Here is a 24,462-nt window from a genome sequence, read left to right as displayed (position 1 = left end):
GGCTCCTTTGACCGACGATCCCAAAATTCCCCAACGCCTTGATCCGGCCGCTGAGAAGGTCCGCCGCCGGCGCTCGATCGCGATCGCGCTGACGCTCGGCTTTATGGTTATAGCCTTCTACGTCGCAACGTTTGTTCACCTCGGCGGCAACGTCGCAAAAGGAACGTTCTAAGGCATGACGCAGAACCCACTCGGACAGCAGGACGCCGAAGCCGCCGCAAAGACCGTTCGCCAGAACCGGCGGGCTGTTTATGGCTGCCTCGCAGCCCTCGCAGTGATGGGCTCGATAACCGCGGCCTCGCCGACGCTCTACACGATGTTCTGCAAGGCGACCGGATACGGCGGCACGACGCAGCGCGCCGATGCCAACGACGGTAAGGTGCTCGATCGCACGATCACGGTGCGGTTCGATTCAAACATTGCGCCGGGTCTTGCTTGGACCTTCGAGCCGGACGTTCGAAAGATGGAAGTGAAGATCGGCGAGACGGCGCTGGCTTTCTTCCGTGCAACAAACAATTCCGACAAGCCGGTGACAGGGCAGGCGACGTTCAACGTCACGCCCGAAGCGTTTGGCTCGTACTTCAACAAGATCGAATGCTTCTGCTTCAAGGAGCAGACGCTGCAGCCGCACCAGAGTGTGGAAATGCCGGTGACCTTCTTCCTCGACCCGAAGCTGGTCGAAGACAGTTCCACGGCACTCCAGCCTGAGGTCACGCTGTCGTATTCCTTCTTCGCAGCCGAGCACCCGAAGGCGACAGCCGAGGTTGCGCCCGCGCCGCCGAAGACGGGGGGCTGAAGACGAAATGCAGACTGAAGAAAACACGAAAGAGGATCGAAGGACGAGACGGGGCGTTAACACCGCCGCGTCAAGCTTTCGATCCAAGCAAGAACGGGCCAGAGCCTGAAGGGGACGGAGACGGAAATGGCTGATACGCACGCAAAACACCACGACTATCATCTCGTAAATCCGAGCCCTTGGCCGGTTGCGGCCTCCGTAGCTGCGTTCATCATGGCGGTCGGCGCCATCGCATGGATGCGTACGCACGTCGATGGCGAAGGCGTCCTTGGCGTCAAGGGGCCGTGGCTCTTTGCGGTCGGCGGGTTCGCAGTTTTGGCGGCTGCATGGGCGTGGTGGATCGATGTCATCCGTGAAGCCAATCAGGGATTCCAGACACCCGTCGTTCAGCTGCATCTCCGCTACGGCATGATCCTGTTCATCGCCTCGGAGGTGATGTTCTTCGTCGCTTGGTTCTGGGCTTATTTCGATGCCGCGCTTTTTCCGGCGGGCGTTCACGAACTGATGAACAACCCAGGCCAGATCGTCGGCTTGGTCGCACGTGACGAGCTTTTTGGTGGCCACTGGCCGCCGGCAGCCGTCGATCCGACCTCGGCCATCGTTCCCGGCTACTTCAAGCACACGTTCGACCCCTGGGGCCTCCCGCTCGTCAACACGCTCATTCTGTTGACCTCGGGCTGCACGGTAACCTGGGCGCACCACGCGCTTCTGAAGAACGACCGTCGTGGCCTCGTCATCGGCCTGATCCTCACGGTTCTGCTCGGCCTGTCGTTCACGGCTCTCCAGGCGCTTGAATACAGCCACGCTGCGTTCAGCTTCCCTGGCCATAGCTACGGTGCGACATTCTTCATGGCGACCGGCTTCCATGGCTTCCATGTCATCGTCGGCACGATCTTCCTTGCGGTCTGCTTGATCCGGGCTATGCGCGGAGCATTCACTCCGCAGCAGCATTTCGGCTTCGAGGCGGCTGCCTGGTACTGGCACTTCGTCGACGTCGTCTGGCTGTTCCTGTTCGCCTGCATCTACGTTTGGGGCGCCGGCGCGATCCCGGCGGGCGCGGAATAAGAGGCCGTCACGTCGAGCCAATCGATCTTTCCAAGAGGCGGCCCACAGCCGCCTCTTGTGTTTCAGGCGCGGCACTATTCGGAGTTGCACTGCGGGGCCCGGCGCGCCAGGGTTCTACACAAATTTGAGCCGTCAGAAATCGAGATTGCTGTGGTCACTGCCACCCGGCCCGTTTCACCGCTCGTAACCGGACTGACATGCCGGTGCCCGCGGTGTCGCAAGGGCAAGCTCTTCGTCAATCTCCTGAACATGCGCGACCGCTGCGACGATTGCGGTCTCGATTACAAGTTCGTTGATACGGGCGATGGACCGGCAGTTTTTGCCATCTTCATTCTCGGGTTTCTCTGCGTCGGAGGCGCGCTCATCGCCGAATTCAAGTTCGGCGTGCCGTGGTGGATGCATGTGTTGCTCTGGGGTATTCTCACCCCGGTCATCGCCGTTTTTCTTCTCCGCTTCCTCAAGGCATCGCTGATCGCGCTGCAATTCAAGAATAAGGCCGAGGAAGGCCGTCTCGCCAAGGAGTGACTATGTTCGCGCGCTGGCGCGCCGCAGGTCTGATCGTACCGGCCATTCTGACCCTCGCCATGCTGCCCGTCCTCATAGGGCTCGGCAACTGGCAATGGCACCGGATGGCTTGGAAGGATTCGCTGATCTCAAAGATCGACGAGCGGGTAAAGGCCGACCCGGTTTCCTATCCCGCGGTGCTGTCGGAATACGTCAAATCCGGCGACGTCGAATACAAGCACATGCGCGTCACGGGCACCTTCGACCACAGCCGCGAGCGCCATCTCTATGCCCCGACAACGGCCTCGCAGGGCTGGCACGTCTACACGTTGCTGGTCCCGGAAGGCGGCTTGCCGCCCATTTTCGTCAATCGCGGCTGGGTCCCCGACACGCTGAAGGATCCCTCGAAGCGTGCCGAAGGGCAGGTCTCGGGCCCCGTGACTGTCACCGGCCTCGTGCGCCTCGGCCAGGCCAAAGCGGCGTTCGCCCCCGACAACGATTATGCGGGGAACCACTGGTATTGGCGCGACCTCGACGCCATGCAGTGGGGACCTCAAGGGCCGCCCACGCCGCTGCAATTCAATGCCGAGAAGAGCCAGGCCTACGCACCATTCTCGCTCGATGCCGATGCGCTACCCGCAAATCCGGGCGGCTGGCCGAAAGGCGGCACGACCGAGATCAATCTGCCGAACAACCATCTCCAGTACGTCGTTACATGGTATGGGCTCGCCGCGACGCTGATTGTCGTGTTTGCGATCTTCGCTCGGCAGCGACTTGAGAGTGCGAATAACGACGAAGTACAACCAAAGAAAGAATGATTCGTTCGGCGCGAACCAGGGCTCGGCTGTTCGCTTTCGCCCATCCAACTAGGCTCGCCCGGCAGAATTAGGCAAAGAGAGCAGATTTGAAATACATCTCAACGCGCGGGGAAGTCGAAAAGCTTGGTTTCGAGGACATCCTCCTCGCTGGTCTCGCGCGAGACGGCGGTCTCTACGTTCCCGAAAGCTGGCCCACCCTCGCACCCGCCACGATCGCGTCATTTCCGAAAAAGTCGTTCGCGGCAATCGCCGTCGACGTCATTCACCCGTTCGTGGGAGACGACATAACGCGCGCTGATCTCGCCCGCATGGCTGAGGAAGCCTATGCGACGTTCAACAGCGCCGAGGTTACGCCGATCCACCCGTTGCGGCCCGGACAGACGATCCTCGAACTCTTTCATGGTCCGACGCTGGCGTTCAAGGACGTCGCGATGCAGCTGCTGGCGCGGCTGATGGATCACGTGCTGACCAAACGCAACGCGCGGGCGACGATTGTCGGCGCGACGTCCGGCGACACGGGCGGCGCCGCGATCGAGGCGTTCAGGACCTCAACGCGCGTCGACGTCGTGATCCTCTTTCCCGAGGGCCGCGTCTCCGATGTGCAGCGGCGCATGATGACGACGCCGAAGGAAAAGAACGTTCACGCCATCGCTGTTCGAGGCAGCTTCGACGACTGCCAGGCGCTCGTTAAAGGAATGTTCAACGACCACGCATTCCGCGACCGGGTCGAGCTGTCCGGCGTCAACTCGATCAACTGGGCGCGCATCGTCGCGCAGGTGACGTACTACTTCTACGCAGCGTCGCGTTTGACCGGTCTGCAGGGCCCGCTTTCCTTCTCCGTCCCGACCGGAAATTTCGGCGATATCTTCGCGGGTTATGTGGCGAAGCGCATGGGCTTGCCCGTCGACAAGCTCATCATCGCGTCGAACGAAAACGATATCCTTCCGCGCGCAGTGGAAACGGGCGTTTACGCGATGAAAGGCGTCGTTCCGACGACGTCGCCTTCGATGGACATTCAGGTCTCTTCGAACTTCGAACGCTATCTCTTCGAGGCCTCAGGCCGCGATGCGGCTCTCGTCCGCAGCATGATGGGCTCGCTGGCGGCCAATCGGCGCTTTGAACTCGGCGCCCTCTGGCCGGCGCTCAAGGCCGATTTCGCGGCCGTTGCGGCGTCCGAAACTGATGTGGCGGCCACCATTCGCACGACCGCAACGAAAACGGGTTATGTCGTCGACCCGCACACGGCTTGCGCCCTCTTCGCGGCCGAAAAAGCGCCTGCCGGCGAAACGGTTGTTCTCGCGACGGCCCACCCCGCGAAATTCCCCGATGCCATCGAGGCGATCACAGGCAAGAGACCTGCACTGCCTCAAGGGTTTGAGCACCTTATGACCGACGACGAACGGTTCGAAGTTTTGCCGAACAGCTTGAGTGCAATCCAAGAGTTCGTATTGCACCACAGCCGCGTCGCGTCGGGGGTATAGGGATGGCGACCGACCTCACCACGCTGCCGAACGGACTGCGCATCGTCACGCACCGGATGCCCTCTCTCGAAACCGTCTCGCTGGGCGTCTGGGTCGCGGTCGGCGCGCGCCACGAGCGTGAAGACCAGCATGGGCTCGCGCATTTCCTCGAGCACATGGCGTTCAAGGGCACGAAAACCCGCTCCGCGCGGCAGATCGCCGATGAGATCGAAAGCGTCGGCGGCGACCTCAACGCATCGACCGGCCTCGATACCACCGCCTATTTCGCGCGCGTCCTGAAGGGCGACGAGCCCGTCGCGCTCGGCCTGATCGCCGATATTCTCCTCAATTCGAAATTCGCGACCGACGACCTCGACCGCGAGCGCATCGTCATCCAGCAGGAGATTGCGGCGTCCGACGATAACCCCGACGACATGGCCTTCGACCTGATGCAGGGCGTTGCATTTCCCGGCCAATCGATCGGCAGGCCCATACTCGGCACCAAGGCCAGCGTCGGCCGTTTTACCGCGGCCGATCTCAGATCCTATCTGGATGAGCACTATATCCCTGACACGATTGTGGTTTCTGCTGCCGGCGCCGTCCAGCACAAAGACATCGTCCGCCACGTTGAGGCCCTATTCGGCGGGCTCACTCAGAGGACACGGGGGCTCGACTCAGCGGCGCAATACCGGGGCGGCTTCGCGGCGTCGAGTAAACCGTTCGAGCAGAGCCATGTTTTGATCGGGTTGCCGTCGCCCTCGTATCTGGACCCGGCGTTCTACACGGCGCAGGTGTTCTCGGGGTTGTTCGGCGGTGGGATGTCGTCGCGGTTGTTTCAGGAGATTCGCGAGGATCGAGGCCTTTGCTACTCGATCGACTCGTCGATTTGGGGACTGAGGGATACCGGAATGCTGTCCGTGCACGCAGCGACTGGACCGGAGATGGTCGGCGAACTCGCCGACGTCGTCGTCCAACAGCTGACAGAGATCGCCGAGACCGGCCCGACGGATGCCGAGCTTCAGCGCTCCAAGGCGCAGCTCAAGGCAGGCTTGCTGATGGCCCTTGAGAGTTCTGCCGTCAACGCCGAACAGATGGCGCGCCAGTTGCTTTCGCAGGGGCGCCTCATCCCCGTTGCCGAGTTGATCCGCGAAGTCGATGCCGTTGATCACGAGCGCATCAAGACGTTCGCGCAAACTTTGACTGAAGAGGCGCCGTCCGTCGCGGTTATCGGCTCGGGCCGAAAGTCCAGCGGCCAAGCCTCGCGCATCGCGGGAAGGTTCACGCCGCGCGAAACGCGGATGGCTGCCGCCGACGGGACGAGGTGAGACAGCGTGGCTTTTCTTCGCTCCATCCGCCCTGATGAAGATTTCGAGACCGTACAAGGCCCCGCGCTGACGCTACGTCAGCCGGCGGCGTCGGATTACCCCGAATGGGCTGAGCTCCGGGCGGCAAGCCGAGCCCACCTCACGCCCTGGGAGCCGACGTGGGCGCAGGACGATCTTTCACGCGCCATGTATCGTCGCCGGCTGCGCGCCTACGCGAAGGACGTGCACAACGACATCTCGTATCCCTATTTCATCTTTGAAAATGCGACGGGCGCCTTGATCGGCGGCGTAACGCTCTCGAACGTCCGGCGCGGGTCCGCGCAAACGGCGTCGCTCGGCTACTGGATGGGCGTGAACTACGCAGGCCGTGGCCATATGCGCGAAGCCGTCGGAATGATCCTGCCGATGGCCTTCAATGTTCTGCGGCTGCATCGCATCGAAGCGGCGATCATGCTGACGAATTATGCATCCATGCGTGTTCTCGAATTTGCCGGCTTCCAGCGCGAAGGGCTCGCGCGCGCCTACCTCAAGATCAATGGCCGGTGGGAAGATCACTTGCTGTACGCGCGTCTTGCCGTTGGGCCGGTTCCCAGCGGATCGGAGCGGGGGCGCTGATGGGAGCTGGGGGGATGGACTGGGGGCGATACGGCAAATCCTGGCTGTCCGTGCTGGGCGTTCTGGCGTTGTGCCTCGTGGCGCTCGCTGGACGAGCCGAAGCCCTGACCCCTATTCCCGTGCAAGGCGATCAGGATCGCCTCGAGATCACGACGCTCGGTGAAGCTTACGAAGGCCGCGGCGACAGCCTTCAGGTCGAAACCGCCCCGGGCGCCGACGGCGTCACAGGCCGCATGACGGTGAGAGCCTCCGTGCCGGGCACCAGCCCGAACTGGATGGTGTTCGCGCTCACCAACAAAACCGACAAATCCCTCGAACGGCTGCTGACAGCCGACCGCTACACGATTGTCGGCTCGGGAACGGTCTGGCCCGATCTGGATGCCCGCCGCATTGAAAGCGTCACGCCTTCGGTCGGCTTCGTGCCCGAGCGCATCAAGAGCGACAAGGCGGACGTGTTCCGCATCACGCTCGAGCCGGGTCAGACAATCACCTACGTCGCCGAGCTTGCCGGCGAGCGCTACGCGCGCATGTACCTCTGGCAGCCGATCGATTACGAAATCAAGAGCCGCGACCGTCAGCTGTTCAACGGTGCGATGCTCGGCCTGACCGGCCTGCTCGCGATCTTCCTGACCGCGATTTTCGCAGCCAACCATAAATTGATCTTCCCCGCGGCGGCTCTCGTCGCCTGGACGGTACTCACGTATCTCTGCGTTGATTTCGGCTTCTTCCATAAGCTGTTCAACTTGCGGCCCGAGGATAACGCCGTCTATCGAGCGGCGGGTGAAGCCGCGATGGCGTCGAGCTTCGTCATCTTCCTCACGACATTCCTGCGCCTCGCGTTATGGCACGGCCTCGTCCGTATGATGATCGGCGTCTGGATGGTGGCACAGCTGACGCTCATTGCCGTCGCCGTCATCGATCCTCGTCTAGCGGCAACGTTTGCACGTCTTTCGTTCCTTGCGATCGGAGGCGTCGGCGGCCTCTTCACCGTTTTCCTGGCGGCGAAAGGTCAGGATCGCGCGCTATCGCTCGTGCCCACCTGGCTGCTTTTTCTCGTCTGGATCTTTGCGACGGGAATGACGCTCAGCGGCCGCATGTCGGGCGATGTCGTAGTCGCGAGCCTCGTCGCCGGCCTCGTCCTGGTCGTTATCTTGATGGGCTTCACCGTAACGCAATTCGCCTTCCGCTCCGGCGATACGTCTTACGCAGGGGCGCCAAACGAACTGACAGTAAGATCGCTGGCGCTCGTGGCATCCGGATCGACGGTTTGGGAATGGAACATCCGCCGCGACGAGATCAAGGTCGGACCGGAGGTCGAGGTCGCGCTCTCGTTGATGCCGGGTGAGCTATCGACCAAGGTCGACGAGTTCCTGAAGCACGTCCACCCGACCGACAAGGAACGCTTCCGCGTCACGTTGATGTCGGCGCAGGAACGCTCGGGGATAAGGATCAAGAGCGATTTCCGGCTACGCCACGCGGACAACAGCTGGCGCTGGTTCGAACTCGAGGCAGCGAGCGTACCGAACTCCGATGGCCGGACGCTGCGCTGCGTCGGCCTTCTGCGAGATGTGTCCGATACCAAGCGGGCCCACGAGAGACTGCTGCACGACGCGGTCCATTGCAGCCTGACTGGCTTGCCCAACCGCGAGCTGTTTCTCGATCGCCTCAAGACGATCATGGTCCGCGCCAAGACCGACAACACCGTGAAGCCCGCGGTGATCTATATCGACATCGACAAATTCAAGACCGTGAATGCATCTCTCGGCCTTGTGCGCGGCGACAGCCTGCTGCTGACCGTCGCCCGTCGTCTCCAGCGTCACCTTGGACCGCAAGACACAGTCGCACGCGTGGGCGGCGATCAATTCGCTTTGCTGTTCACCGGCGAGCGCGAAGCCCGCAATCTTCCGGCACTTGCCGAACGCGTGCGCCGTTCGCTGCGCGCTCCCATTCCGCTCGCGAACCAGGAAATCATTCTGACGGGATCGATGGGCATTGCCCTTTGGGACGGCACGCAGGGCGCCGACGGCGATCTTCTGAGGGACGCCCAGATCGCGATGTACCGCGCGAAGCAAGGCGGCACCGATCGTATCGAAATCTTCGAACCCGGAATGCGCCGCGACCGCGATCTCAATTCCGAGGTTGAGGCGGATCTCGCCCGGTCCATCGAAAAAGGCCAGCTGAAGGTCCTCTATCAGCCGATCGTCTACCTTCCGACCAAGGAGCTTGCGGGCTTTGAAGCCCAGTTGCGTTGGGACCATCCGAAGCTCGGTCTCGTGAACCCGCTCGCGGTCATCTCCGACACCGACGACACCGAGCTTCTCATCAAGCTCAATTCTCATCTTCTGCTGCGAGCGGCAAAGGACGTCGCCCGCTGGGTATTGGAGCTGCCGCGCTCCGAGCGTCCGCTGTTCGTGACCGTGAATGTTTCGGGACGCCAGCTTTTCCGGCCCGAGTCGGTGCAGGAAATCCGTCACGTCCTCGGCCGCAACATCGCGCCCGTCGGTACGATGAGGCTTGAGATTTCGGAAAGCCTGCTCATGGATAATCCCGAGCAGGCAGTAGAGGTTCTGAAGCTGTTGCGCGGTTCGGGCGTCGAGCTGACACTCGACGACTTCGGCACCGGCTTTTCCTCGCTCGCTTATCTGCATCGTTTCCCGTTCGACACGATCAAGATCAACGGCGAACTTGTCCGCGGCAGCGGCACGGGCGACGGCGCGGCGATTGTCCGCTCGATGGTCGCGCTGGCTCACGAGCTCACGAAGACGATTGCAGCCGAAGGCGTCGAACGCGCCGACGAAGCAGGTTTCTTGCGCTCGATCGGTTGCGAATACGCGCAGGGCTATCATTTCGGAGAGCCGATCCCCGACCGCGCCGTTTCCCAGCTCTTGAAAATGGTCCGGCGTTCGGAGCGCAAGCTGCAGCCGCGCGGCTTCTTCCGGCCGAAGCCGAAAAGCCCGAGCAAGGAGATTGCGAAGAAGCCCGCACGCGCGCTTCCGTCTCCGGCGCAAACACCATCGCCGGAAGAGAAAACGGTCGACCCGGCCCGAATTGCCGCGGCCGCAAAGCAAGCAGCCCTGCCGTCAGGGTCCGTCGTGCGGCAACGTCAGAAAGCCACACCGGCACCATCACCAGCACCCGTAAACGCCAAGCCGCGCATGAACGGCGCTGCCCCGCTCGCAACGCCTATGAACGGCGCACACAACGGCGCACCGAACGGCGCAGCGAATGCGCCTTCGGATAACCGCCAGCGGATGAACGACGCGCCTGCCGCTCCGCCGATCTCGATGCCGGCGCCGTTCCCGCAAGCGGCACATGCGAAGCAACAGCCGCCGTCACAATCACGGCCTCTTGCAGCCAAGGGAGCTGACGCGCCTCATCTCGGGCCGCCGCCGCCGCCAGCAGGCCTGCAGCCCAATCCACTGCAAAACGGAAGTCCGCTGCCTTCAATCATGCAGCCCCCGAAGGATCGGGCGCCCGAAAGAGCGCCGCCGAATATCGTCTCTCCGCTCGCGAACGCCTTGGCCCGTGCCAGCGCCGCGCCGCCACCGGCCCCGGCGGCGACCACGCCCCCGCTTCCGACCTCGCCTCTGGCTGCTCCGTCGATCGTGCCGGCTTCGCTGAGAAGCGATACGCCGACCATTGTACCGCCGACGAGTGCCCCGCCGCCGTTGCCGTCCAATGGCGCCGGGTTCCCGTCTCAGCCGTCGACACAGCCGGATTTCTCGACGCTGCCGCCCTCGATCGCAGCCAGCCTGGCAAGACTAGCCGGTACGCCTCTGCCGACGGGACGAACAAGCGGCGGCCCGGCTTCGCCCGACGCGACGACGAGCGAGCAGAAGGCAGCCCCCAAGGTGAGCTCGGGAGCCTGAATTAAGAAGGCAACGGGATAGACGGAGGCAGGGAGCCCTAGGCGTGTCCGGCGTCGCTGACGAGGTGCGACAGATCAATTCCCATCTTCGCCAGCGCCCGGGAATATTTGTTCTCGAGATCCTCGTCGAAAATCAACTCGGGATCGGCCGGGCAATGCAGCCAACCGTTGGCCTGCATCTCGATTTCGAGCTGCCCTGGCGACCAGCCGGCGTAGCCGAGCGCGAGCAGCGCCCGGGCGGGACCGCGGCCTTGCGCAATGGCCTTTAAAATGTCGATCGTCGCCGTCAAACAAACGCCCTGCTCGATCGCGAGCGTCGAATCCTCTGAAAAATAGTCGGAGCTATGCAGCACGAACCCGCGACCCGTTTCGACCGGGCCTCCGACTTGAATGGAAAGCGACAGTACCTCGCTCGTGATCTCGTCATCGGGATTGCGGGACGAAATGCCCAGCCGTTCGAGGAGATCCGGCGCCGTGATGTGGTTAGCGCGTTGATTGATGATGAGGCCCATGGCCCCTTCCGGCGAATGCGCGCACATGTATATGACCGAGCGCTGGAATCTCCGGTCTGTCATCGCCGGCATGGCGATGAGCAGCTGCCCTTCGAGCTTTATGTCTGGCCCGCCTGTCTGGCCCGTCTGTCGGCTTGCTTTCATATGGGTGAGACTAACTCCATAGAAGGCCGACGTGAAGATGCCGAAGAGAGCAATAAATACGCCTCTATAACGCTAAGCTTCGCCCGAGCGTATAATTCGAGAGAAAACTTATTCGGCTCGGGAACGCCTCTGAAGGCGCGATCGTGAAACCAATCATGGAAAGGCGAAACGTTGTGATCAGATTGGCTATAGCGTTTTTTGCTCTCAGCACCGTTGCGGCGTGGAGCGAACCGGGCTCCGTCGCTTCCGATTGGCATGAGGGGTTCAACAACAAGGCTCGGCTCGTGGCCGGACGCGCGACGCGGGATCAAGAGCCCGGACTCTACGCGGGCGTCGACGTGGCGATGCCGGAGGGTTGGAAAACATATTGGAAGTCGCCCGGTGACGCAGGCGGCGTACCGCCGGATTTCGACTGGCAGGGATCCGACAACCTTGCTTCGGCGACCGTGCTTTATCCGGCCCCGCATCGCCTGCACGACAAGGCGGGAGATGTCGTCGGTTACAAAAACGGCGGCGTGCTCTTTCCCGTATTGGTGACGCCGAAAGACGCGAGCAAGCCGGTCACGCTCCATGGCAAGGTCTCATATGGTGTCTGCAAAGACATCTGCATTCCTGCAGAAGCCGAGCTGCAACTTGTCATTCCTCCCGACGTTGGAACGTCCGACGAACTGTCGAAGGTCCTGACCCAAGTCCCGGGCGAGAAACCGCGACCTGGGATCGATCCGGCGCTGGCCGCCTGGCGTCTCGATCAAAGCTCCGGAAAGCCGAAGCTCGTGCTGGACGTCGAGACGGCCGCTCCGCCAACCGCCGACGCTTTCGTTGAAGGGCCGGGAGGCATTTATGTGCCGTTGCCGAAACGGATAAAGGACGATGCAGGCAAGGCCGTATTCGAAGTTGATCTGACCGATGGCGTCGACATCAAGGATCTGAAAGGGAAGCCCCTGAAGGTCACGATGATCGACGGCAAGGGCCAGTCCGAGACGACGATTACGCTTGAGTAGCCGTTTCCAGTCGCTACATAGAAACCGCCTGCCATGAGCTGACTGAGCGACATGGGGCGCGCAAACTCAGAGGGACGATATGGCGATCAAAGTCGGAGATCATCTGCCGGACGGCAAGTTCACCGTGATGGGAGCTAACGGACCTGAGCCCAAATCAATCAGCGATGTCTTCTCCGGCAAGAAAGTCGCGATCTTTGCCGTTCCTGGCGCCTATACGCCGACCTGCAGCAAGAGCCACATGCCGGGCTTCGTCGAACGCGTCGACGAACTCAGGGCGAAAGGGATCGACACCATCGCCTGCACGGCCGTGAACGACATTTTCGTTCTGACGAACTGGGCGAAGGATACCGGCGCGACCGGCAAGATTGAAATGCTGGCAGACGGCTCCGGCGATTTCGCCAAGGCCGTTGGCTTGGAGATCGATCTATCGAACTTCGGCCTCGGGTTGAGATCGAAGCGCTACGCGATGCTGGTCGATAACGGAGTTGTCAAAGTCTTGAACGTCGAGGACAGCCCGCCCATCGCGGAGAAGTCGAGCGCGGCGACACTCTGTTCGATGATCGACCGCTCACTTTAAATTGCCGGCAGGCAGACTTGCGCGGCCGCCGGACTTGAACGGCGCCATCGCGATGCGCGCCAGTTCATCGGCGCGCTCGTTTTCCGGATGACCGGCATGGCCCTTCAGCCAATGCCACGTCACGTGATGCTTGTTGCGAAGCGCGTCGAGCTCTTGCCAGAGTTCGGCGTTTTTAACCGGCTTCTTGTCGGCAGTTCGCCAGCCGTTTTTCTTCCAGCCGTGAATCCACGACATGATGCCGTTACGGACGTAGACGCTGTCCGTCCAGAGATCGACCTCGCTCTTCTTCTTCAGCGCTTCGAGAGCTGAGATTGCCGCCTTCAGCTCCATGCGGTTGTTCGTCGTCAGCTTCTCGCCGCCGTTGATTTCCTTGCGGTGCTCGCCCGAAATCAGGATGGCGCCCCAGCCGCCGGGCCCGGGATTTCCGGAACAGGCCCCGTCGCTATAGATCTGAACTTTCGGTCGTTCGTCGGTCATGAAGTGAGCTGTGCCGTGTAGTCGGCGATACTGCCGACGGATTGGTGAAATTTGAGCCGCCGAACATAGTCGGCGGGATCTTTGCGAGCGACCAGCGCATCCTTCGGCGTGTTGAGCCAGTCGTAGCTGCGCGTCAGCAGAAAGCGCATCGCCGCTCCGCGGGCAAGAACCGGCATTGCCGCGCGCTCGGCATCGGTCAAGGGGCGAACGCTATTGTAACCGGCGAGAAGCGCCGCTCCCTTCTGCGGCTCGTATTGCGATTTTGCGTCGAAGCACCAGGCATTGAGGCACACGGCAATGTCGTAGGCGAAGGCATCGTTGCACGCGAAGTAGAAGTCGATGATGCCTGAAAGCCCGTCCTCGACGAAGAAGACGTTATCGGGAAAGAGATCCGCGTGGATGACCCCCTGCGGCAAATCCTTCGGCCACGAGCGCTCGAGATAACGAAGCTCGTCCGCGATCAGATCGTGAAGGCCGTCGCAGATTTCTTCCGTTCGAGATGAAAACTTGTCGAACAGCGGCCGCCAGCCGGCGAGACCCAACGCATTGGCTCGCTTCAACGGAAAGCCTTCGCCCGCGATATGCATTCGGGCGAGCGCCTTCCCAAGCTCCAGGGCATGCACAACCTTGGGCCGCTTCGGCCAAACGCCTTCAAGGAACGTAATGAGCGCTGCCTGCCGCCCCGCAAGCTCGTTGAGAACGCGGCCGCTCTTGTCGCGTACCGGCAGCGGACACGTCACGCCGGCCGCCGAAAGATGTTCCATCAATCCGAGGAAGAACGGCAAGTCGGCAGGATCGACGCGCTTTTCATAGAGCGTCAGAATGAAGGTGCCGTCTGTCGTGTGCACCAGATAGTTGGTGTTCTCGACGCCTTCGGCGATACCCTTGAATGAGAGTAGCCTGCCGAGCGCATATCCATCGATAAAACGCGCAAGTTCGTCGTCGCTGACTTCGGTATAGACGGCCATGTTCCCGCGCGCTGAATGGAGCTAGTGCTGCTGCTCGATGGGAGCGCGCGCGACTCGGACTTCCCGCGGCACATTGAAGATCACGCGCTCCTCGAGCGTCGTGACGACGTCGATGGTGATATCATAGCGGCTGCGGAAGGCTTCGACCACTTCTTCGACGATAATCTCAGGTGCCGAAGCTCCGGCCGTGATGCCGACCGTCTGCGCGCCGTCGAGCTTCTCCCACGGAATGTCCGCCGCGCGTTCGACGAGGAAGGAAAACTTGCAGCCCGCACGCGCCGCGACCTCGACGAGGCGAAGCGAATTCGAGCTTTTCGGACCGCCGACGACTATCAGACCGTCGATCTGCGGGGCCAAGGCTTTGACTGCGTTTTGCCGGTTGGTCGTCGCGTAGCAGATGTCCTCTTTGACCGGGCCGCCAATGCCGGGAAAACGCTCCTTCAACACGGCGACGATCTCGGCGGTATCGTCGAGCGAGAGCGTCGTCTGCGTGACATAGGCGAGGTTAGAAGCGTCTTTGGGTTTGAAGGCGCGCACGTCCTCGACGGATTCGACCAGCGTGATCGCGCCCTCGGGAAGCTGCCCGAGCGTGCCGACGACTTCCGGATGGCCACGATGGCCGACCAGCAGAATCTCGCGGCCTTGCTCGTGGTGACGAGCCGTTTCCATATGGACTTTCGAGACGAGCGGACAGGTCGCGTCGACGACGAACATGTTCCGGCCGCGCGCCGCTTCGGGGATCGCCTTGCTCACGCCATGTGCTGAAAAGATCACGGGCTGCGAGGTATCTGGAATCTCATCCAGCTCCTTCACAAAAACGGCGCCTTTAGCTCTCAGGGAATCAACAACATAACGGTTGTGCACGATTTCATGACGAACGTAGACGGGGGCGCCGAATTTCGTCAAAGCCTGTTCTACGATTTGAATCGCGCGATCGACACCGGCGCAGAAACCGCGCGGGGCAGCGAGTAGGATCTTGAGAGGCGGCTTTTGCACGGTCGCTTCGGTTTGGTTAAGGCCCGACATGGAAGAAAGACGTCCTTTATACTCGTTCGGCAGGCATGAAAATGCATTTGGGGGCCGCAGGTATCGGATGCTACGGTGCTTTTCGGACAATACAAGGGGCCGACACTTTGAACCTTGGGGGTCAACGTTGCTCAATTCGGGTTATCGGCATCCTTATAGCAAGGATGTGACGGCGGCGCGCCGTTTGCTTGCGCCGGCCCGGATGTGCGCGACCGCTTCGCTTGCGGTTACGCTCGCGGCGCTGGGCGGGTGCGGGATGTCGTCTTTGACGTCAGGCCTCGGCGGCGGCATGTTCGGCGGCTCGTCTGAAAATCCACAGATTTCATCGGTGTCTGAGGATAAGTTGCTCGACGCCGCCAAATCTAGCGACCCGACGACGGGCAGCACCTTTGTGGGCGCGGTCGACGCCGGCTGCCCGCGGCTCATTATCGCGCCGCATGACAACTACATCACCTTCTATCAAGCCGGCCACGTGGGCGATGCGCTCGCCGTCGCGCAACGCGGCGAAATCACGAAGACCGCCCGTGAATGCCAGATCGAGCCTGGACGCGTGACTGTGAAATACGGTTTCTCCGGCCGCCTCCTTCTCGGCCCGAAGGGACAACCCGGCAACGTCACGTTGCCGATCACGGTCGCCGTCAACGATTCCAAGCGCACCAAAGTCGCGAGCGACAGCGTGAAGGTCGACGTCAACGTCGGTCTCGACAAGCCGATCAGCTATTTCTCGACTGTGCGAACCGTGACCTTCCCGATCGCGGAAGGAGCGCGGCCCGGAGAATATGAGCTCATCGTCGGCTTCGACAGCCACGCCCCAAGCTCAGGCTGAAGCAAGTTCTGGCTGAAGCCCCGTCCGGCCGAGGCCAGAACCATGGCGACGCTCAGAGCCACTTCATTCACCGCATAACAAAAAAGGCCAAGCGTGAGCTTGGCCTTTTTGATTTCAGATGATGGGAAGCTCGGCTTAGTTGAGCTTGCCCTTGAGGTCGCTGATCGAGCTGGACACGAGCGCTTCGCCGGTAGAGCCGGACGCGCGCGTCTTCAGGATTTCGTGCGCAGCCGCAATCGCCGTATCAATTGCCGTCGAGCGGACTTCGCTCAATGCCTGAGCTTCAGCACGAGCAATCTTATCCTCGGCGATCTTCGAACGCCTCTCGAGGCTCTCTACGAGCGCCTTTCGTGAGTCGGTCGCAAGCGCCTCAGCCTCGATCTTAGCCTGCTCGATGATGGACTTCGCTTCGTTCTCGGCTTCCCGAGCCTTCCGCTGGTAGTCCGAAAGAAGAGCCTGAGCCTCCTCGCGCAGCTTCCGTGCCTCGTCGAGTTCCTTGCGGATCGCGTCAGCACGATCGTCGAGCGCCTTCGTAACGATGGCCGGCACGCCGTAATAAAGCACGAGGCCCACGAATACGACGAAGGAGAGTGCGACCCAGAAAAGCGGATCGTGTGGATCAAACATCTTCTAAATCCTCACTCGCCCGCCACAGGGCGGAGCACCTTCTTCACGTCATCAGACGAAACGTTCTGCCCGATGAGCTTCTCGACGACGGCTCTCGCCGTGTCCGTTGCGATATCGCCGATCGCCGACGTCGCCTTGGACTTCGTCGCGGCGATACGCTTATCGGCTTCACGAAGCTTCGCAGCGATCTGATCGTCGACCCGATGACGCTCCGTTTCCGTTTCGGCGGCAAGCTTTTCGCGCGTGTCCTTGGCAATGCCGGAGGCATTGGAACGAGCGTCGGCAAGTGCCTTTTCGTAATCGGCAAGAGCTTTGTCGGTGTCACCCTTGAGCCGTGACGCGGCGTCAAGATCGCGTTTGATACGGTCGCGACGTTCTTCCAGAACGTCGGCGACGCGCGGCAGCGCAATCTTCCACATGACGAAGAGCAACGTCACGAACGTCAGCACCAGCCAGAAGAGCTGGGGCGCAAAGTGATGCGTATTGAGCTGCGGCAAGCCGACGGACTCGGGTGGCAACGCACCCGATTCGGCGACTTTCTCGGCCGCCTCAGCGGCGGCCGCTAGCAGCATGGTCGTGCCGGCAAACATTGTAGCCTCCGGTTGCTTGGGCGAATTCTAGTCTTCGGCCCAGTCTCAACCGTAAAGAATGATGAGCGCGATCAGAAGACCGAAAAGGCCCGTTGCTTCAGCAAGAGCGAAGCCGATCAGCAGGTTCGTGAACTGGCCGGGTGCTGCCGACGGGTTGCGCATCGCGCCCGAGAGATAGTTGCCGAAGATGTTGCCGATGCCGACGCCGGCGCCGATCAGAGCCGAGCAGGCGAGGCCTGCACCGATCATCTTTGCTGCTGCGAGTTCCATTCAAAGTCTCCCTTTGCTTCGCTTTTTGCGTTGGAATTTCGAGATCCCGTAACAGGACCTGATCAGTGGTGCATGTTCACTGCATCGTTGAGATAGATGCAGGTGAGAACGGTGAAGATGAGCGCCTGAAGGAACGCCACGAGAAGCTCGAGGCCCGTAAAGGCAACCATGAAGCCCGCCGGCGCGATCTTGCCCCACCAGGGAAGCATCACTGCAAAGCCCGCGAAGACTTTGAGCATCGTGTGGCCCGCCATCATGTTGGCGAAGAGACGCACCGAGTGGCTGATCGGACGGATGAAATAGGAGATGAGCTCGATCGGCACGATGACAGGCATCAGCCAGAACGGCACGCCCGAGGGCACGAACAGCTTCAGATAGCCGAAGCCATGCTTCCAGAAGCCGATGAACGTCGCAGTGAGCCAAACCATTGCGGCAAGCGCGAAGGTCACGATGATGTGGCTGGTGACGGTGAAGTTACCGGGGATGAGGCCGATGACGTTCAGCACGAGAATGAAGATGAAGATCGTGAATACCCACGGGAAGAACTTCATTCCCTCTTCGCCGAGGTTCTCTTTGACCATTCCGGCGACGTATTCGTAAACGATCTCGGCGAGCGATTGGATGCGCGTGGGGACGAGCGAACGGGCGCTCATCGCATAAATCATGAAGCCGGAAATGAGAACGAGCGCCACGATCATCATCAGCGATGAGTTCGTGAACGAGATGTCATGACCTAGAAAATTGAGATCCCATAGCTTCCGGATCTCGAATTGTTCCATCGGACTGTGATGTCCGGCACCTTCAGCGGCCAAGATAACCCCCTAGTGTCTCATTCCCCGTCATCGTCATCTTTGACGGACGGTGCCGCTCTTTGTAGCGGCTCGTTTTTTGCCTGCGCCTGTTGAGCGGCGCGGACAACATTCAGAAGACCTGCCGCAAAGCCCATGATCACCAGCAGGACCATCAGCCACGGCGCCGTGCCGAACTGCCTGTCGAGTGCCCATCCGAGCCCGCCGCCGACAACAACACCGACGAGAAGCTCAGCAGCAAACTTGAAGGCTGCTCCATAGGCGGACTGAGATCCGCCCGTTGCCGACCGACCGGCCTGAGACCGCTGCGCTTTTTTCGATTGAAGCGCATCGAGCTTTTGGCCAATTTCCGCCGACCGCTTGCGAATGGCTTCGCGGTCTTCCGGGCTAATTTCACCAGGTTCCGGACGCTGACCCTTGCCATCGGCTGACATGGTTCAATCCTTCCGGAACACGAGTAAATACGGCCTCTCAGGGGAGATCGACGGCGCGGACCATAGATTTGGGGTCTAGGGGTGTCAAGGAATTGGGCAATATGAGCTTCGCCTCAGGGTATGGCTAAACCGCGCAGGCCTGCCATGCCATATTGCGTGCGCTGCAAAATGAAAAAGCCTTCCCGCGATGGGAAAGGCTCATCAACTCGAAGCAGCAACTCGGCTCGCTGCTTTTCGGGTTCGCTTTACGGATTGGATGGGGCCTGCTCAGCCCGTGGATTGGCTTGCGGGGAGGCCGCCCCTGAGGGCTCGGATGAAGGTGCTGCCGACGGCCCTGCTGGCGCCGTCTGCGACGTAGCGCTCGGCTCACTAAGCTTGCCGCCGGACGAAGTGTCCATCCCCTGGGGTGTCGTCTGCCAGAACCCTGCGACCAACACGGCACCGACCACGACCGCAAGCGCCATTGACGCCAACAGAACCCGAAAGTTCGTTTTCCTGGGCGACGCCTGCCGTGCTTCCGTCGGGTCGATCGAGTCGCGTCGCGACCGAGGATCGATTGGTGATTGCATTGGGCGGTCTCCTTTTCTCGATGAAAGGGAACGTCCGCCCGCCGAGAGGGGTTCCCCCCACGGTATCCGGCCCGCTAACGCGCGGCGAAAAATTAAATATAATTCTGAGTTAGCTCGCTTCGCGGAAACTCTGCGCCGTTTGCAGATCGACGGAGACGAGCTGCGAAACGCCTTTCTCGGCCATCGTGACGCCGAACAGGCGGTTCATCCGCGCCATCGTCATCGGATGGTGGGTGATCACGAGAAAGCGCGTAGCGGTCTCGGTCGACATCTGTTCCAGGAGCCGGCAGAAGCGGTCGACGTTGGCGTCATCGAGAGGCGCGTCGACTTCGTCGAGAACGCAGATCGGCGAGGGGTTCGTCAGAAACACGGCGAAGATCAGCGCCAGCGCCGTCAACGTCTGTTCGCCGCCTGATAGGAGCGACAGCGTTGCAGGCTTCTTGCCCGGCGGCTTCGCCACGATTTCGAGGCCGCCCTCGAGCGGATCCTCCGGGCTCTCGATCATCTCGAGGCGCGCCTCGCCGCCTCCGAACAAGTGCGTGAACAATCGCTCGAAATGTGCGTTCACCGTCGCGAACGCTTCGTCGAGCCGCGACTTGCCTTCGCGGTTGAGCTGCTGAATGGCGCCCCTCAGCTTGGCAATGCCCTGTTCGAGATCGTCGCGTTCGGCGACCAGGTTTTCAAGCTGCTTGCTGACCTCGACGAGGTCGTCGTCCGCTTGCAGGTTAACGCCGCCCAGACGTTCCCGGTCGGCCTTGATCCGCATTAGATGCCGTTCGACGTCGGCGAGCGCCGGGATGGCGGATGCCTCGGGAAGTCCCGCGAGCGCAAGACACGCTTCCGGCGCAACGTCGAACGTTTCACGAATATGCCGGGCCGCTTCCTGGCGGCGCTGCCGCGCGTTTTCGAGGCGCGTCTCGATGCGGGCATTGGCTTCCCGCGCCGCCGACACCTCGGCTTGAATGGCTCTGAGGGACTCAGTTGCAGCACGGATCGCGTTCTCGGCCGCAGCCAGATCGTCGGCAGCTGTGCGTCGTTCGTCTTCGGCACGCGAAAGAGCCGACAGCAGCGTTTCGCGCTGGGCCGCGATGCGCGCGGGGAGATCTGCGGTCGCTGTCATTTCATCGCGCGCCTCTTTGAGACGCGCGTCGAGCGATTGAACTTGCGCTTCCGCGCTGTGCTGACGGCCGTGCCAGCGCGTTATTTCGGCGTTGGCGTGGCGGATGCGCTCGGCCCGGATCTGCTTGTCGCGCTCGAGACTGCCGAGACGAACCCGCGATTCCGCCACCTCGCGCCGTGCGTGCTCGGCTTCCGTCTGCGCCGTCTTGAGCTGCGGCTCGAGATCTTCGCCGACGCTCATCGTCACGATATGCGCTTCGATCTCGACATGCCGCGCTTGCGCGTTGGTCAACTCTTCGTCGGCCCGCGCGCGCTGCGCTGTCACTGCCGCAAGGCGCGTCTCGCTTTCGCGCTGAAGCTTTTCAAGAACCGTCAGCTGCTGGCGAACTTGTGCAAGCTCATTCTGCTTGTCGCGCCAAAGCTGGCGCAACCGGCGTTCGTTGGCCTCGGCCTGCTGAGCGGCGTTTGCAGCCATACGTTCCGCATCGATCGTATCCTTGGCTTCGTTCAGAACCGCTTGCGCACTTCGATCGAGTTCCGCCAGCCGGTTCTTGTGGGCAAGGCGCTGGGCAGCGGGAGTAACGCCGCCGGCGGCCGCCACAAACCCATCCCAACGCCAAAGATCGCCTTCCCGCGAAACGAGACGCTGCCCGGTTTTGAGGTGCGGCTGCAGGCGCGCGCCTTCCGACCGCTTGACGACGCCGATTTGACGAAGGCGCCGCGTCAGCTCCTGCGGGGCCTCCACATGCATGATCAGCGGTTCGGCATCGGCCGGCAGCGCGTGATCCTTGGCGGGAAGATCGAGGCTTCGCCAATGCACGCTCGCTTCCGCCGCGATCGGCGCTTCGAGATCGTCACCGAGCGCCGCTCCGAGCGCTGTCTCATAGCCGGGTGAAACGCGGATCAAATCGACAGCGGGCGGATAAGTGCCTTCGTCGGCCCGTGCGAGCAGCTTCGCGATCGTGTCGCGCTCGGTCGAGAACGCATTGGCCGCGAGGCGCACGCGCTGCGCCTCGTCACGCCGGGCCTTGGCGTCAGCCTGTGTCGTCCTGACGTTTTCTTCCGCCGCCAGTGTTTCGGCTTCGATCTTGCTGATTTCCTGGGCGAGTGCCTGGCCGCGATGAGCCATATCGGAAACTTGCTCGCCGTCCGGCGCTTTCGATTTCAAGTCCTCGATCTGCGTGTCGAACGCCGCGATCTGCCACGCAATCTTCGCAACGACGTCCTTCCGCTCGGCGAGCGCGGACTCAAGGCTGCGAAGCCGGGCCCGGGCATCGGCCGCGCGATGCGTGATGTCGGCGAAATGTGCATCCGTCTGAACTCGGCGCGCTTCGGCCGCATCGAGCTTGATTCTTTCCAGATCCTCTTCGTCGATCGCCCTGTCACCGGCCTCGGTGATCGCGGCGAGATCGGCATCGAGATGCAGCAAGGTTTCCTTGGCTTCGTGAATGAAGCCCCGCTCGCGAGCGAGATCGGATTCGAGTTGCTTGACGCGAGCTTCGAGTTCACGCGCGCGTTCTTGAGCCCGGCTCGCCTCGCGCTCGAGGTTTTCCTGCTCGATCTTGAAACGCGCCAAAGCAGCAGCCTTCACGGCTTCTGCTTCGCGAAGCGGCGGCAATCCTTCAGCGAGGCGAAGCTCTTCGCTGAAGGCCTTGGCTTCAGCTTCCGTCGCAGCGCCAAGACGCATCATCGTATCGGTAAGCTGCGCCTCCTCGTTCTCGACACTTTGGTGCGCGTCCTGCCAGGTCAGATGCAGGGCGAGCGCCTCTTGCTGGCGGATGTCGTTCGACAGCTCCTTGTAGCGCCGCGCCTGCCGCGCTTGCCGCTTTAAAGATTCCGTCTGCGATTGAAGCTGCCCGACGACATCGTTCAACCGCTCGATGTTGGCTTCAGCCGCCTTGAGTTTGAGTTCGGCTTCGTGCCGGCGCGTGTGCAAACCCGCGATGCCCGCGGCATCTTCGAGAATGCGACGGCGTTGCTCGGGCTTCGAATTGACGATCTCGCCGATTTGCCCCTGACGCACGAGTGCCGGCGACCGCGCTCCGGTCGCCGCGTCTTCGAACAAGACTTTGACGTCGCGCGCCCGCACTTCGCGTCCGTTGATCCGATAGGCGGAACCGGCTTCGCGCTCGATGCGTCGCGTGATCTCGAGAATGTCGCCGCCGTTGAATTCGGCCGGAGCCTTGCGGGCGCTGTTATCGAGGAACATCGTGACTTCGGCGCTCGACCGTTCGGGCCGCCCGCCGCTGCCCGAGAAAATCACGTCGTCCATCGCCGCGGCGCGCATCGACTTGTGCGAGCTTTCACCCATCACCCAGCGAAGCGCTTCGAGAAGGTTCGATTTTCCGCAACCGTTCGGCCCGACGACACCCGTCAAGCCGGGCTCGATCACAAGCTCCGTCGCGTCGACGAAGGACTTGAATCCCAGAAGCCTGAGCCGGGTGATTTTCATTCGTCTTGTCAGTCCTCGATGCCGTGTCGTCGTGGCTCAGGACCGCCGCGTGCTGCCCCTAGGGGGTTGCAGCCGCCGTTGGCGTGCCGCTTCGACTGGCCTGCTCGACGTAGTCAGCGATCTCCGCGAGCGTCAGCTCTTTCTTGATGAGTTTGGTTCCGATGAAAAAGTTCGGCGTACCAACAATCCCGAGCTTGCGACCACGGTCCTTCACCCACTTCAAGTTCTCGATCATGCCTTGATTCTGCAGGCAAGCGTCAAACTGCGGGCGAGTCATCCCCACCTGTCGCGCAACAGCGTAGATGGCGTCTAGTCGCACTTCCTGCGAGACCCACGACGACTGCTGCTCCATGAATTTCCCGTAAAGTTCCAGGTACTTATCGGGTGGTGCGCAGCGTAGCGCGATCGTCGCGTTGCCCGACGTCTTGCCGATCGGGAACTCGCGGAGGATGTATCGAACCTTACCGGTGTCGATCAGACGGCGCTTTAGTTCAGGGTATGTCTTCTCGTGGAAGTTGCGGCAATGCGGGCAGGTAAGGGACGCGTACTGCACGATTGTCACGGGCGCATCAGGCCGCCCCCAGCTCATTTCGGGCAACGGGCTCGGCGCCATCACGTCGGCGACCGTTGGGTTCTGAAGAACCTCGCGGCCGCCGGCGCCGGAAGCAGTCGCATTTGGATCGCCGAAGGGGCTCGGCATGCCATCGGGCTTTTCAGATCCGATGGTGGGATAGGCAGCGCCTGAGGCGCTGCCGTCGGCGGAAATGCTCGCCGTCGCGCCCGGCGTAAGCGACGGAATGGCCGCGCCGCAGCCCGACAGCCAACCAGCGACGAGGAGGATGGCGGTAAGGCCCAGCGAACGGACGAGCATCAATGATTTTCCAGTTACTTCGCCGCCAGCAGCGGCTCCAGCACCTTATCAAACGCTTCGACCGAAGGGGCCTCTTGCAAGCGCTTGCCGTTGATAAAGAAAGTTGGTGTGGCACTGACGCCAAAGGTATCGCTCGCACGCGTACGCTGCGCGGTGATCTGATCCAGAAGTTTCTGGTCCGTCAGGCACTTATCGAAGCTCTCCTGCGTGAAACCGGCCTGCTTCGCGATATCGAACAGCTTCGGCACCGGGCTTCCCTGGGCGAACGCCCAATCCGCCTGCTTCTCGTAGAACGTCTCGATCAGCGGAAAGACTTTCTCATCGCCCGCGCAGCGCGCCAGCATCGAAACGGCGGCGGCAAGATTATCGAGCGGGAACTCGCGGTAAATGAAGCGGACCTTGCCCGTATCGATGTACTTTTTCTTGATCGGCTCGAAGACGTCGGTGGAGAAGTGCGCGCAGTGCGGGCACGTCATCGAGGCGTATTCAACGATGGTCACCTTCGCGTCCTTGGGCCCGATGGCGAGGTCGGGAAGATCCGTCGGCTTCATCAATTCTTCGACCGGAACCTCGGCGGGTCCCTTGCCTGCAGCAAAACTCGAGCTGGCGCCCGCGAACGCCAATCCGGCAACGGCTGCCAAAGCCAACAGGCCAAAGCGAACGCCTCGCTGAGAGGACAGGCCCGGCATAAAATTTCTGAACTCGATCAAGGTCCAACTCCTCATCGCGATGCATACCG

Annotated in this window: 25 protein-coding genes; 12 read left to right on the top strand and 13 right to left on the bottom strand. The window is 61.6% G+C overall.

The window, feature by feature from the left end:
* Positions 1–7: 7 nt before the first annotated feature.
* The 9 genes from BM399_RS14215 to BM399_RS14175 all read left to right on the top strand — a co-directional run bounded on the left by BM399_RS14215 (position 8) and on the right by BM399_RS14175 (position 10,452).
* On the top strand, positions 8–172 hold the full coding sequence (locus BM399_RS14215) for a protein CoxF (protein ID WP_092868430.1): 165 nt from the start codon (positions 8–10) through the stop codon (positions 170–172).
* Positions 173–175: 3 nt separating this feature from the next.
* Positions 176–796, top strand: coding sequence for a cytochrome c oxidase assembly protein (locus tag BM399_RS14210; RefSeq protein WP_092868429.1), 621 nt, complete (start codon positions 176–178; stop codon positions 794–796).
* A 126-nt stretch (positions 797–922) separates the two neighbouring features.
* Positions 923–1,861, top strand: a complete 939-nt coding sequence (locus tag BM399_RS14205; RefSeq protein ID WP_092868428.1) for a cytochrome c oxidase subunit 3 — start codon at positions 923–925, stop codon at positions 1,859–1,861.
* Between the two features lie 150 nt (positions 1,862–2,011).
* Positions 2,012–2,386, top strand: a complete 375-nt coding sequence (locus tag BM399_RS14200; RefSeq protein ID WP_425284082.1) for a DUF983 domain-containing protein — start codon at positions 2,012–2,014, stop codon at positions 2,384–2,386.
* 2 nt (positions 2,387–2,388) lie between these two features.
* The gene (locus BM399_RS14195; RefSeq protein ID WP_092868427.1) at positions 2,389–3,183 is read left to right on the top strand and encodes an SURF1 family protein; all 795 of its coding nucleotides are present in this window, start codon (positions 2,389–2,391) and stop codon (positions 3,181–3,183) included.
* An 86-nt stretch (positions 3,184–3,269) separates the two neighbouring features.
* A complete protein-coding gene (thrC, locus tag BM399_RS14190) occupies positions 3,270–4,664 on the top strand; it encodes a threonine synthase (protein ID WP_092868426.1) in 1,395 nt (464 codons plus the stop codon).
* Between the two features lie 2 nt (positions 4,665–4,666).
* Positions 4,667–5,968 carry a M16 family metallopeptidase gene (locus BM399_RS14185; RefSeq protein WP_092868425.1) on the top strand — a complete coding sequence of 434 codons (1,302 nt, stop codon included), beginning with the start codon at positions 4,667–4,669 and terminating at the stop codon, positions 5,966–5,968.
* 6 nt (positions 5,969–5,974) lie between these two features.
* Positions 5,975–6,583, top strand: coding sequence for a GNAT family N-acetyltransferase (locus BM399_RS14180; RefSeq protein ID WP_092868424.1), 609 nt, complete (start codon positions 5,975–5,977; stop codon positions 6,581–6,583).
* Between the two features lie 14 nt (positions 6,584–6,597).
* Positions 6,598–10,452 (top strand): EAL domain-containing protein, encoded by a 3,855-nt coding sequence (locus BM399_RS14175; RefSeq protein ID WP_244531262.1) that lies wholly within the window; start codon positions 6,598–6,600, stop codon positions 10,450–10,452.
* Between the two features lie 37 nt (positions 10,453–10,489).
* On the opposite strand, the gene BM399_RS14170 is transcribed toward BM399_RS14175, so the two are convergent.
* Entirely contained in the window at positions 10,490–11,107 is a 618-nt protein-coding gene (locus tag BM399_RS14170) for a YqgE/AlgH family protein (RefSeq protein WP_092868422.1), read from the bottom strand.
* A gap of 173 nt (positions 11,108–11,280) precedes the next feature.
* Here BM399_RS14170 and BM399_RS14165 point away from each other — a divergent pair, with 173 nt between their 5' ends.
* A complete protein-coding gene (locus BM399_RS14165; protein WP_092869109.1) occupies positions 11,281–12,108 on the top strand; it encodes a protein-disulfide reductase DsbD domain-containing protein in 828 nt (275 codons plus the stop codon).
* A 79-nt stretch (positions 12,109–12,187) separates the two neighbouring features.
* Complete coding sequence (locus BM399_RS14160; protein ID WP_092868421.1) at positions 12,188–12,685, top strand: peroxiredoxin; 498 nt, start codon at positions 12,188–12,190, stop codon at positions 12,683–12,685.
* On the opposite strand, the gene rnhA is transcribed toward BM399_RS14160, so the two are convergent.
* The 3 genes from rnhA to ispH are packed head-to-tail and all read right to left on the bottom strand — an operon-like array spanning position 12,677 to position 15,156.
* The gene (gene rnhA, locus BM399_RS14155; protein WP_092868420.1) at positions 12,677–13,162 is read right to left on the bottom strand and encodes a ribonuclease HI; all 486 of its coding nucleotides are present in this window, start codon (positions 13,160–13,162) and stop codon (positions 12,677–12,679) included. The two genes, BM399_RS14160 and rnhA, sit on opposite strands and share 9 nt — an antisense overlap.
* Complete coding sequence (locus BM399_RS14150; protein ID WP_092868419.1) at positions 13,159–14,130, bottom strand: homoserine kinase; 972 nt, start codon at positions 14,128–14,130, stop codon at positions 13,159–13,161. The genes rnhA and BM399_RS14150 overlap by 4 nt, the downstream gene beginning before the upstream one ends.
* Positions 14,131–14,151: 21 nt before the next feature.
* A complete protein-coding gene (gene ispH, locus BM399_RS14145) occupies positions 14,152–15,156 on the bottom strand; it encodes a 4-hydroxy-3-methylbut-2-enyl diphosphate reductase (RefSeq protein ID WP_092868418.1) in 1,005 nt (334 codons plus the stop codon).
* 256 nt (positions 15,157–15,412) lie between these two features.
* Between ispH and BM399_RS14140 the strand changes: the two genes are divergently transcribed.
* On the top strand, positions 15,413–15,982 hold the full coding sequence (locus tag BM399_RS14140) for a hypothetical protein (protein ID WP_244531261.1): 570 nt from the start codon (positions 15,413–15,415) through the stop codon (positions 15,980–15,982).
* Positions 15,983–16,117: 135 nt separating this feature from the next.
* On the opposite strand, the gene BM399_RS14135 is transcribed toward BM399_RS14140, so the two are convergent.
* From BM399_RS14135 to BM399_RS14095, 9 genes are all read right to left on the bottom strand, one after another.
* The gene (locus BM399_RS14135) at positions 16,118–16,609 is read right to left on the bottom strand and encodes a F0F1 ATP synthase subunit B family protein (RefSeq protein WP_092868417.1); all 492 of its coding nucleotides are present in this window, start codon (positions 16,607–16,609) and stop codon (positions 16,118–16,120) included.
* Between the two features lie 11 nt (positions 16,610–16,620).
* On the bottom strand, positions 16,621–17,199 hold the full coding sequence (locus BM399_RS14130) for a F0F1 ATP synthase subunit B family protein (protein WP_092868416.1): 579 nt from the start codon (positions 17,197–17,199) through the stop codon (positions 16,621–16,623).
* A 45-nt stretch (positions 17,200–17,244) separates the two neighbouring features.
* Complete coding sequence (locus tag BM399_RS14125; RefSeq protein WP_045835060.1) at positions 17,245–17,469, bottom strand: F0F1 ATP synthase subunit C; 225 nt, start codon at positions 17,467–17,469, stop codon at positions 17,245–17,247.
* A 62-nt stretch (positions 17,470–17,531) separates the two neighbouring features.
* A complete protein-coding gene (locus BM399_RS14120) occupies positions 17,532–18,248 on the bottom strand; it encodes a F0F1 ATP synthase subunit A (RefSeq protein WP_177228205.1) in 717 nt (238 codons plus the stop codon).
* A 50-nt stretch (positions 18,249–18,298) separates the two neighbouring features.
* Positions 18,299–18,712, bottom strand: a complete 414-nt coding sequence (locus tag BM399_RS14115) for an AtpZ/AtpI family protein (protein WP_092868414.1) — start codon at positions 18,710–18,712, stop codon at positions 18,299–18,301.
* A 245-nt stretch (positions 18,713–18,957) separates the two neighbouring features.
* A complete protein-coding gene (locus BM399_RS14110; RefSeq protein ID WP_177228169.1) occupies positions 18,958–19,281 on the bottom strand; it encodes a hypothetical protein in 324 nt (107 codons plus the stop codon).
* Between the two features lie 109 nt (positions 19,282–19,390).
* Complete coding sequence (smc, locus tag BM399_RS14105) at positions 19,391–22,852, bottom strand: chromosome segregation protein SMC (RefSeq protein ID WP_092868413.1); 3,462 nt, start codon at positions 22,850–22,852, stop codon at positions 19,391–19,393.
* A gap of 58 nt (positions 22,853–22,910) precedes the next feature.
* Positions 22,911–23,723 (bottom strand): DsbA family protein, encoded by an 813-nt coding sequence (locus BM399_RS14100; RefSeq protein WP_092868412.1) that lies wholly within the window; start codon positions 23,721–23,723, stop codon positions 22,911–22,913.
* Between the two features lie 14 nt (positions 23,724–23,737).
* Positions 23,738–24,412 carry a DsbA family protein gene (locus BM399_RS14095; RefSeq protein WP_210186972.1) on the bottom strand — a complete coding sequence of 225 codons (675 nt, stop codon included), beginning with the start codon at positions 24,410–24,412 and terminating at the stop codon, positions 23,738–23,740.
* Between the last annotated feature and the right edge of the window lie 50 nt (positions 24,413–24,462).

The organism is Hyphomicrobium facile (assembly GCF_900116175.1).
GTDB classification, from domain to species: domain Bacteria; phylum Pseudomonadota; class Alphaproteobacteria; order Rhizobiales; family Hyphomicrobiaceae; genus Hyphomicrobium_B; species Hyphomicrobium_B facile.
Note: the sequence above shows the minus strand (reverse complement) of the source record. Positions and strands in the feature narration are given on the sequence as shown.

Excerpts from the sequence above, each read along its gene's own strand:
- BM399_RS14210 (WP_092868429.1), top strand. The coding sequence starts at position 176 with ATGACGCAGAACCCACTCGGACAGCAGGACGCCGAAGCCGCCGCAAAG.
- BM399_RS14205 (WP_092868428.1), top strand. The coding sequence starts at position 923 with ATGGCTGATACGCACGCAAAACACCACGACTATCATCTCGTAAATCCG.
- BM399_RS14195 (WP_092868427.1), top strand. The coding sequence starts at position 2,389 with ATGTTCGCGCGCTGGCGCGCCGCAGGTCTGATCGTACCGGCCATTCTG.
- BM399_RS14185 (WP_092868425.1), top strand. The coding sequence starts at position 4,667 with ATGGCGACCGACCTCACCACGCTGCCGAACGGACTGCGCATCGTCACG.
- BM399_RS14175 (WP_244531262.1), top strand. The coding sequence starts at position 6,598 with ATGGACTGGGGGCGATACGGCAAATCCTGGCTGTCCGTGCTGGGCGTT.
- BM399_RS14170 (WP_092868422.1), bottom strand. The coding sequence starts at position 11,107 with ATGAAAGCAAGCCGACAGACGGGCCAGACAGGCGGGCCAGACATAAAG.
- BM399_RS14160 (WP_092868421.1), top strand. The coding sequence starts at position 12,188 with ATGGCGATCAAAGTCGGAGATCATCTGCCGGACGGCAAGTTCACCGTG.
- rnhA (WP_092868420.1), bottom strand. The coding sequence starts at position 13,162 with ATGACCGACGAACGACCGAAAGTTCAGATCTATAGCGACGGGGCCTGT.
- BM399_RS14150 (WP_092868419.1), bottom strand. The coding sequence starts at position 14,130 with ATGGCCGTCTATACCGAAGTCAGCGACGACGAACTTGCGCGTTTTATC.
- ispH (WP_092868418.1), bottom strand. The coding sequence starts at position 15,156 with ATGTCGGGCCTTAACCAAACCGAAGCGACCGTGCAAAAGCCGCCTCTC.
- BM399_RS14140 (WP_244531261.1), top strand. The coding sequence starts at position 15,413 with ATGTCGTCTTTGACGTCAGGCCTCGGCGGCGGCATGTTCGGCGGCTCG.
- BM399_RS14135 (WP_092868417.1), bottom strand. The coding sequence starts at position 16,609 with ATGTTTGATCCACACGATCCGCTTTTCTGGGTCGCACTCTCCTTCGTC.
- BM399_RS14130 (WP_092868416.1), bottom strand. The coding sequence starts at position 17,199 with ATGTTTGCCGGCACGACCATGCTGCTAGCGGCCGCCGCTGAGGCGGCC.
- BM399_RS14125 (WP_045835060.1), bottom strand. The coding sequence starts at position 17,469 with ATGGAACTCGCAGCAGCAAAGATGATCGGTGCAGGCCTCGCCTGCTCG.
- BM399_RS14120 (WP_177228205.1), bottom strand. The coding sequence starts at position 18,248 with ATGGAACAATTCGAGATCCGGAAGCTATGGGATCTCAATTTTCTAGGT.
- BM399_RS14115 (WP_092868414.1), bottom strand. The coding sequence starts at position 18,712 with ATGTCAGCCGATGGCAAGGGTCAGCGTCCGGAACCTGGTGAAATTAGC.
- BM399_RS14110 (WP_177228169.1), bottom strand. The coding sequence starts at position 19,281 with ATGCAATCACCAATCGATCCTCGGTCGCGACGCGACTCGATCGACCCG.
- smc (WP_092868413.1), bottom strand. The coding sequence starts at position 22,852 with ATGAAAATCACCCGGCTCAGGCTTCTGGGATTCAAGTCCTTCGTCGAC.
- BM399_RS14100 (WP_092868412.1), bottom strand. The coding sequence starts at position 23,723 with ATGCTCGTCCGTTCGCTGGGCCTTACCGCCATCCTCCTCGTCGCTGGT.
- BM399_RS14095 (WP_210186972.1), bottom strand. The coding sequence starts at position 24,412 with ATGCCGGGCCTGTCCTCTCAGCGAGGCGTTCGCTTTGGCCTGTTGGCT.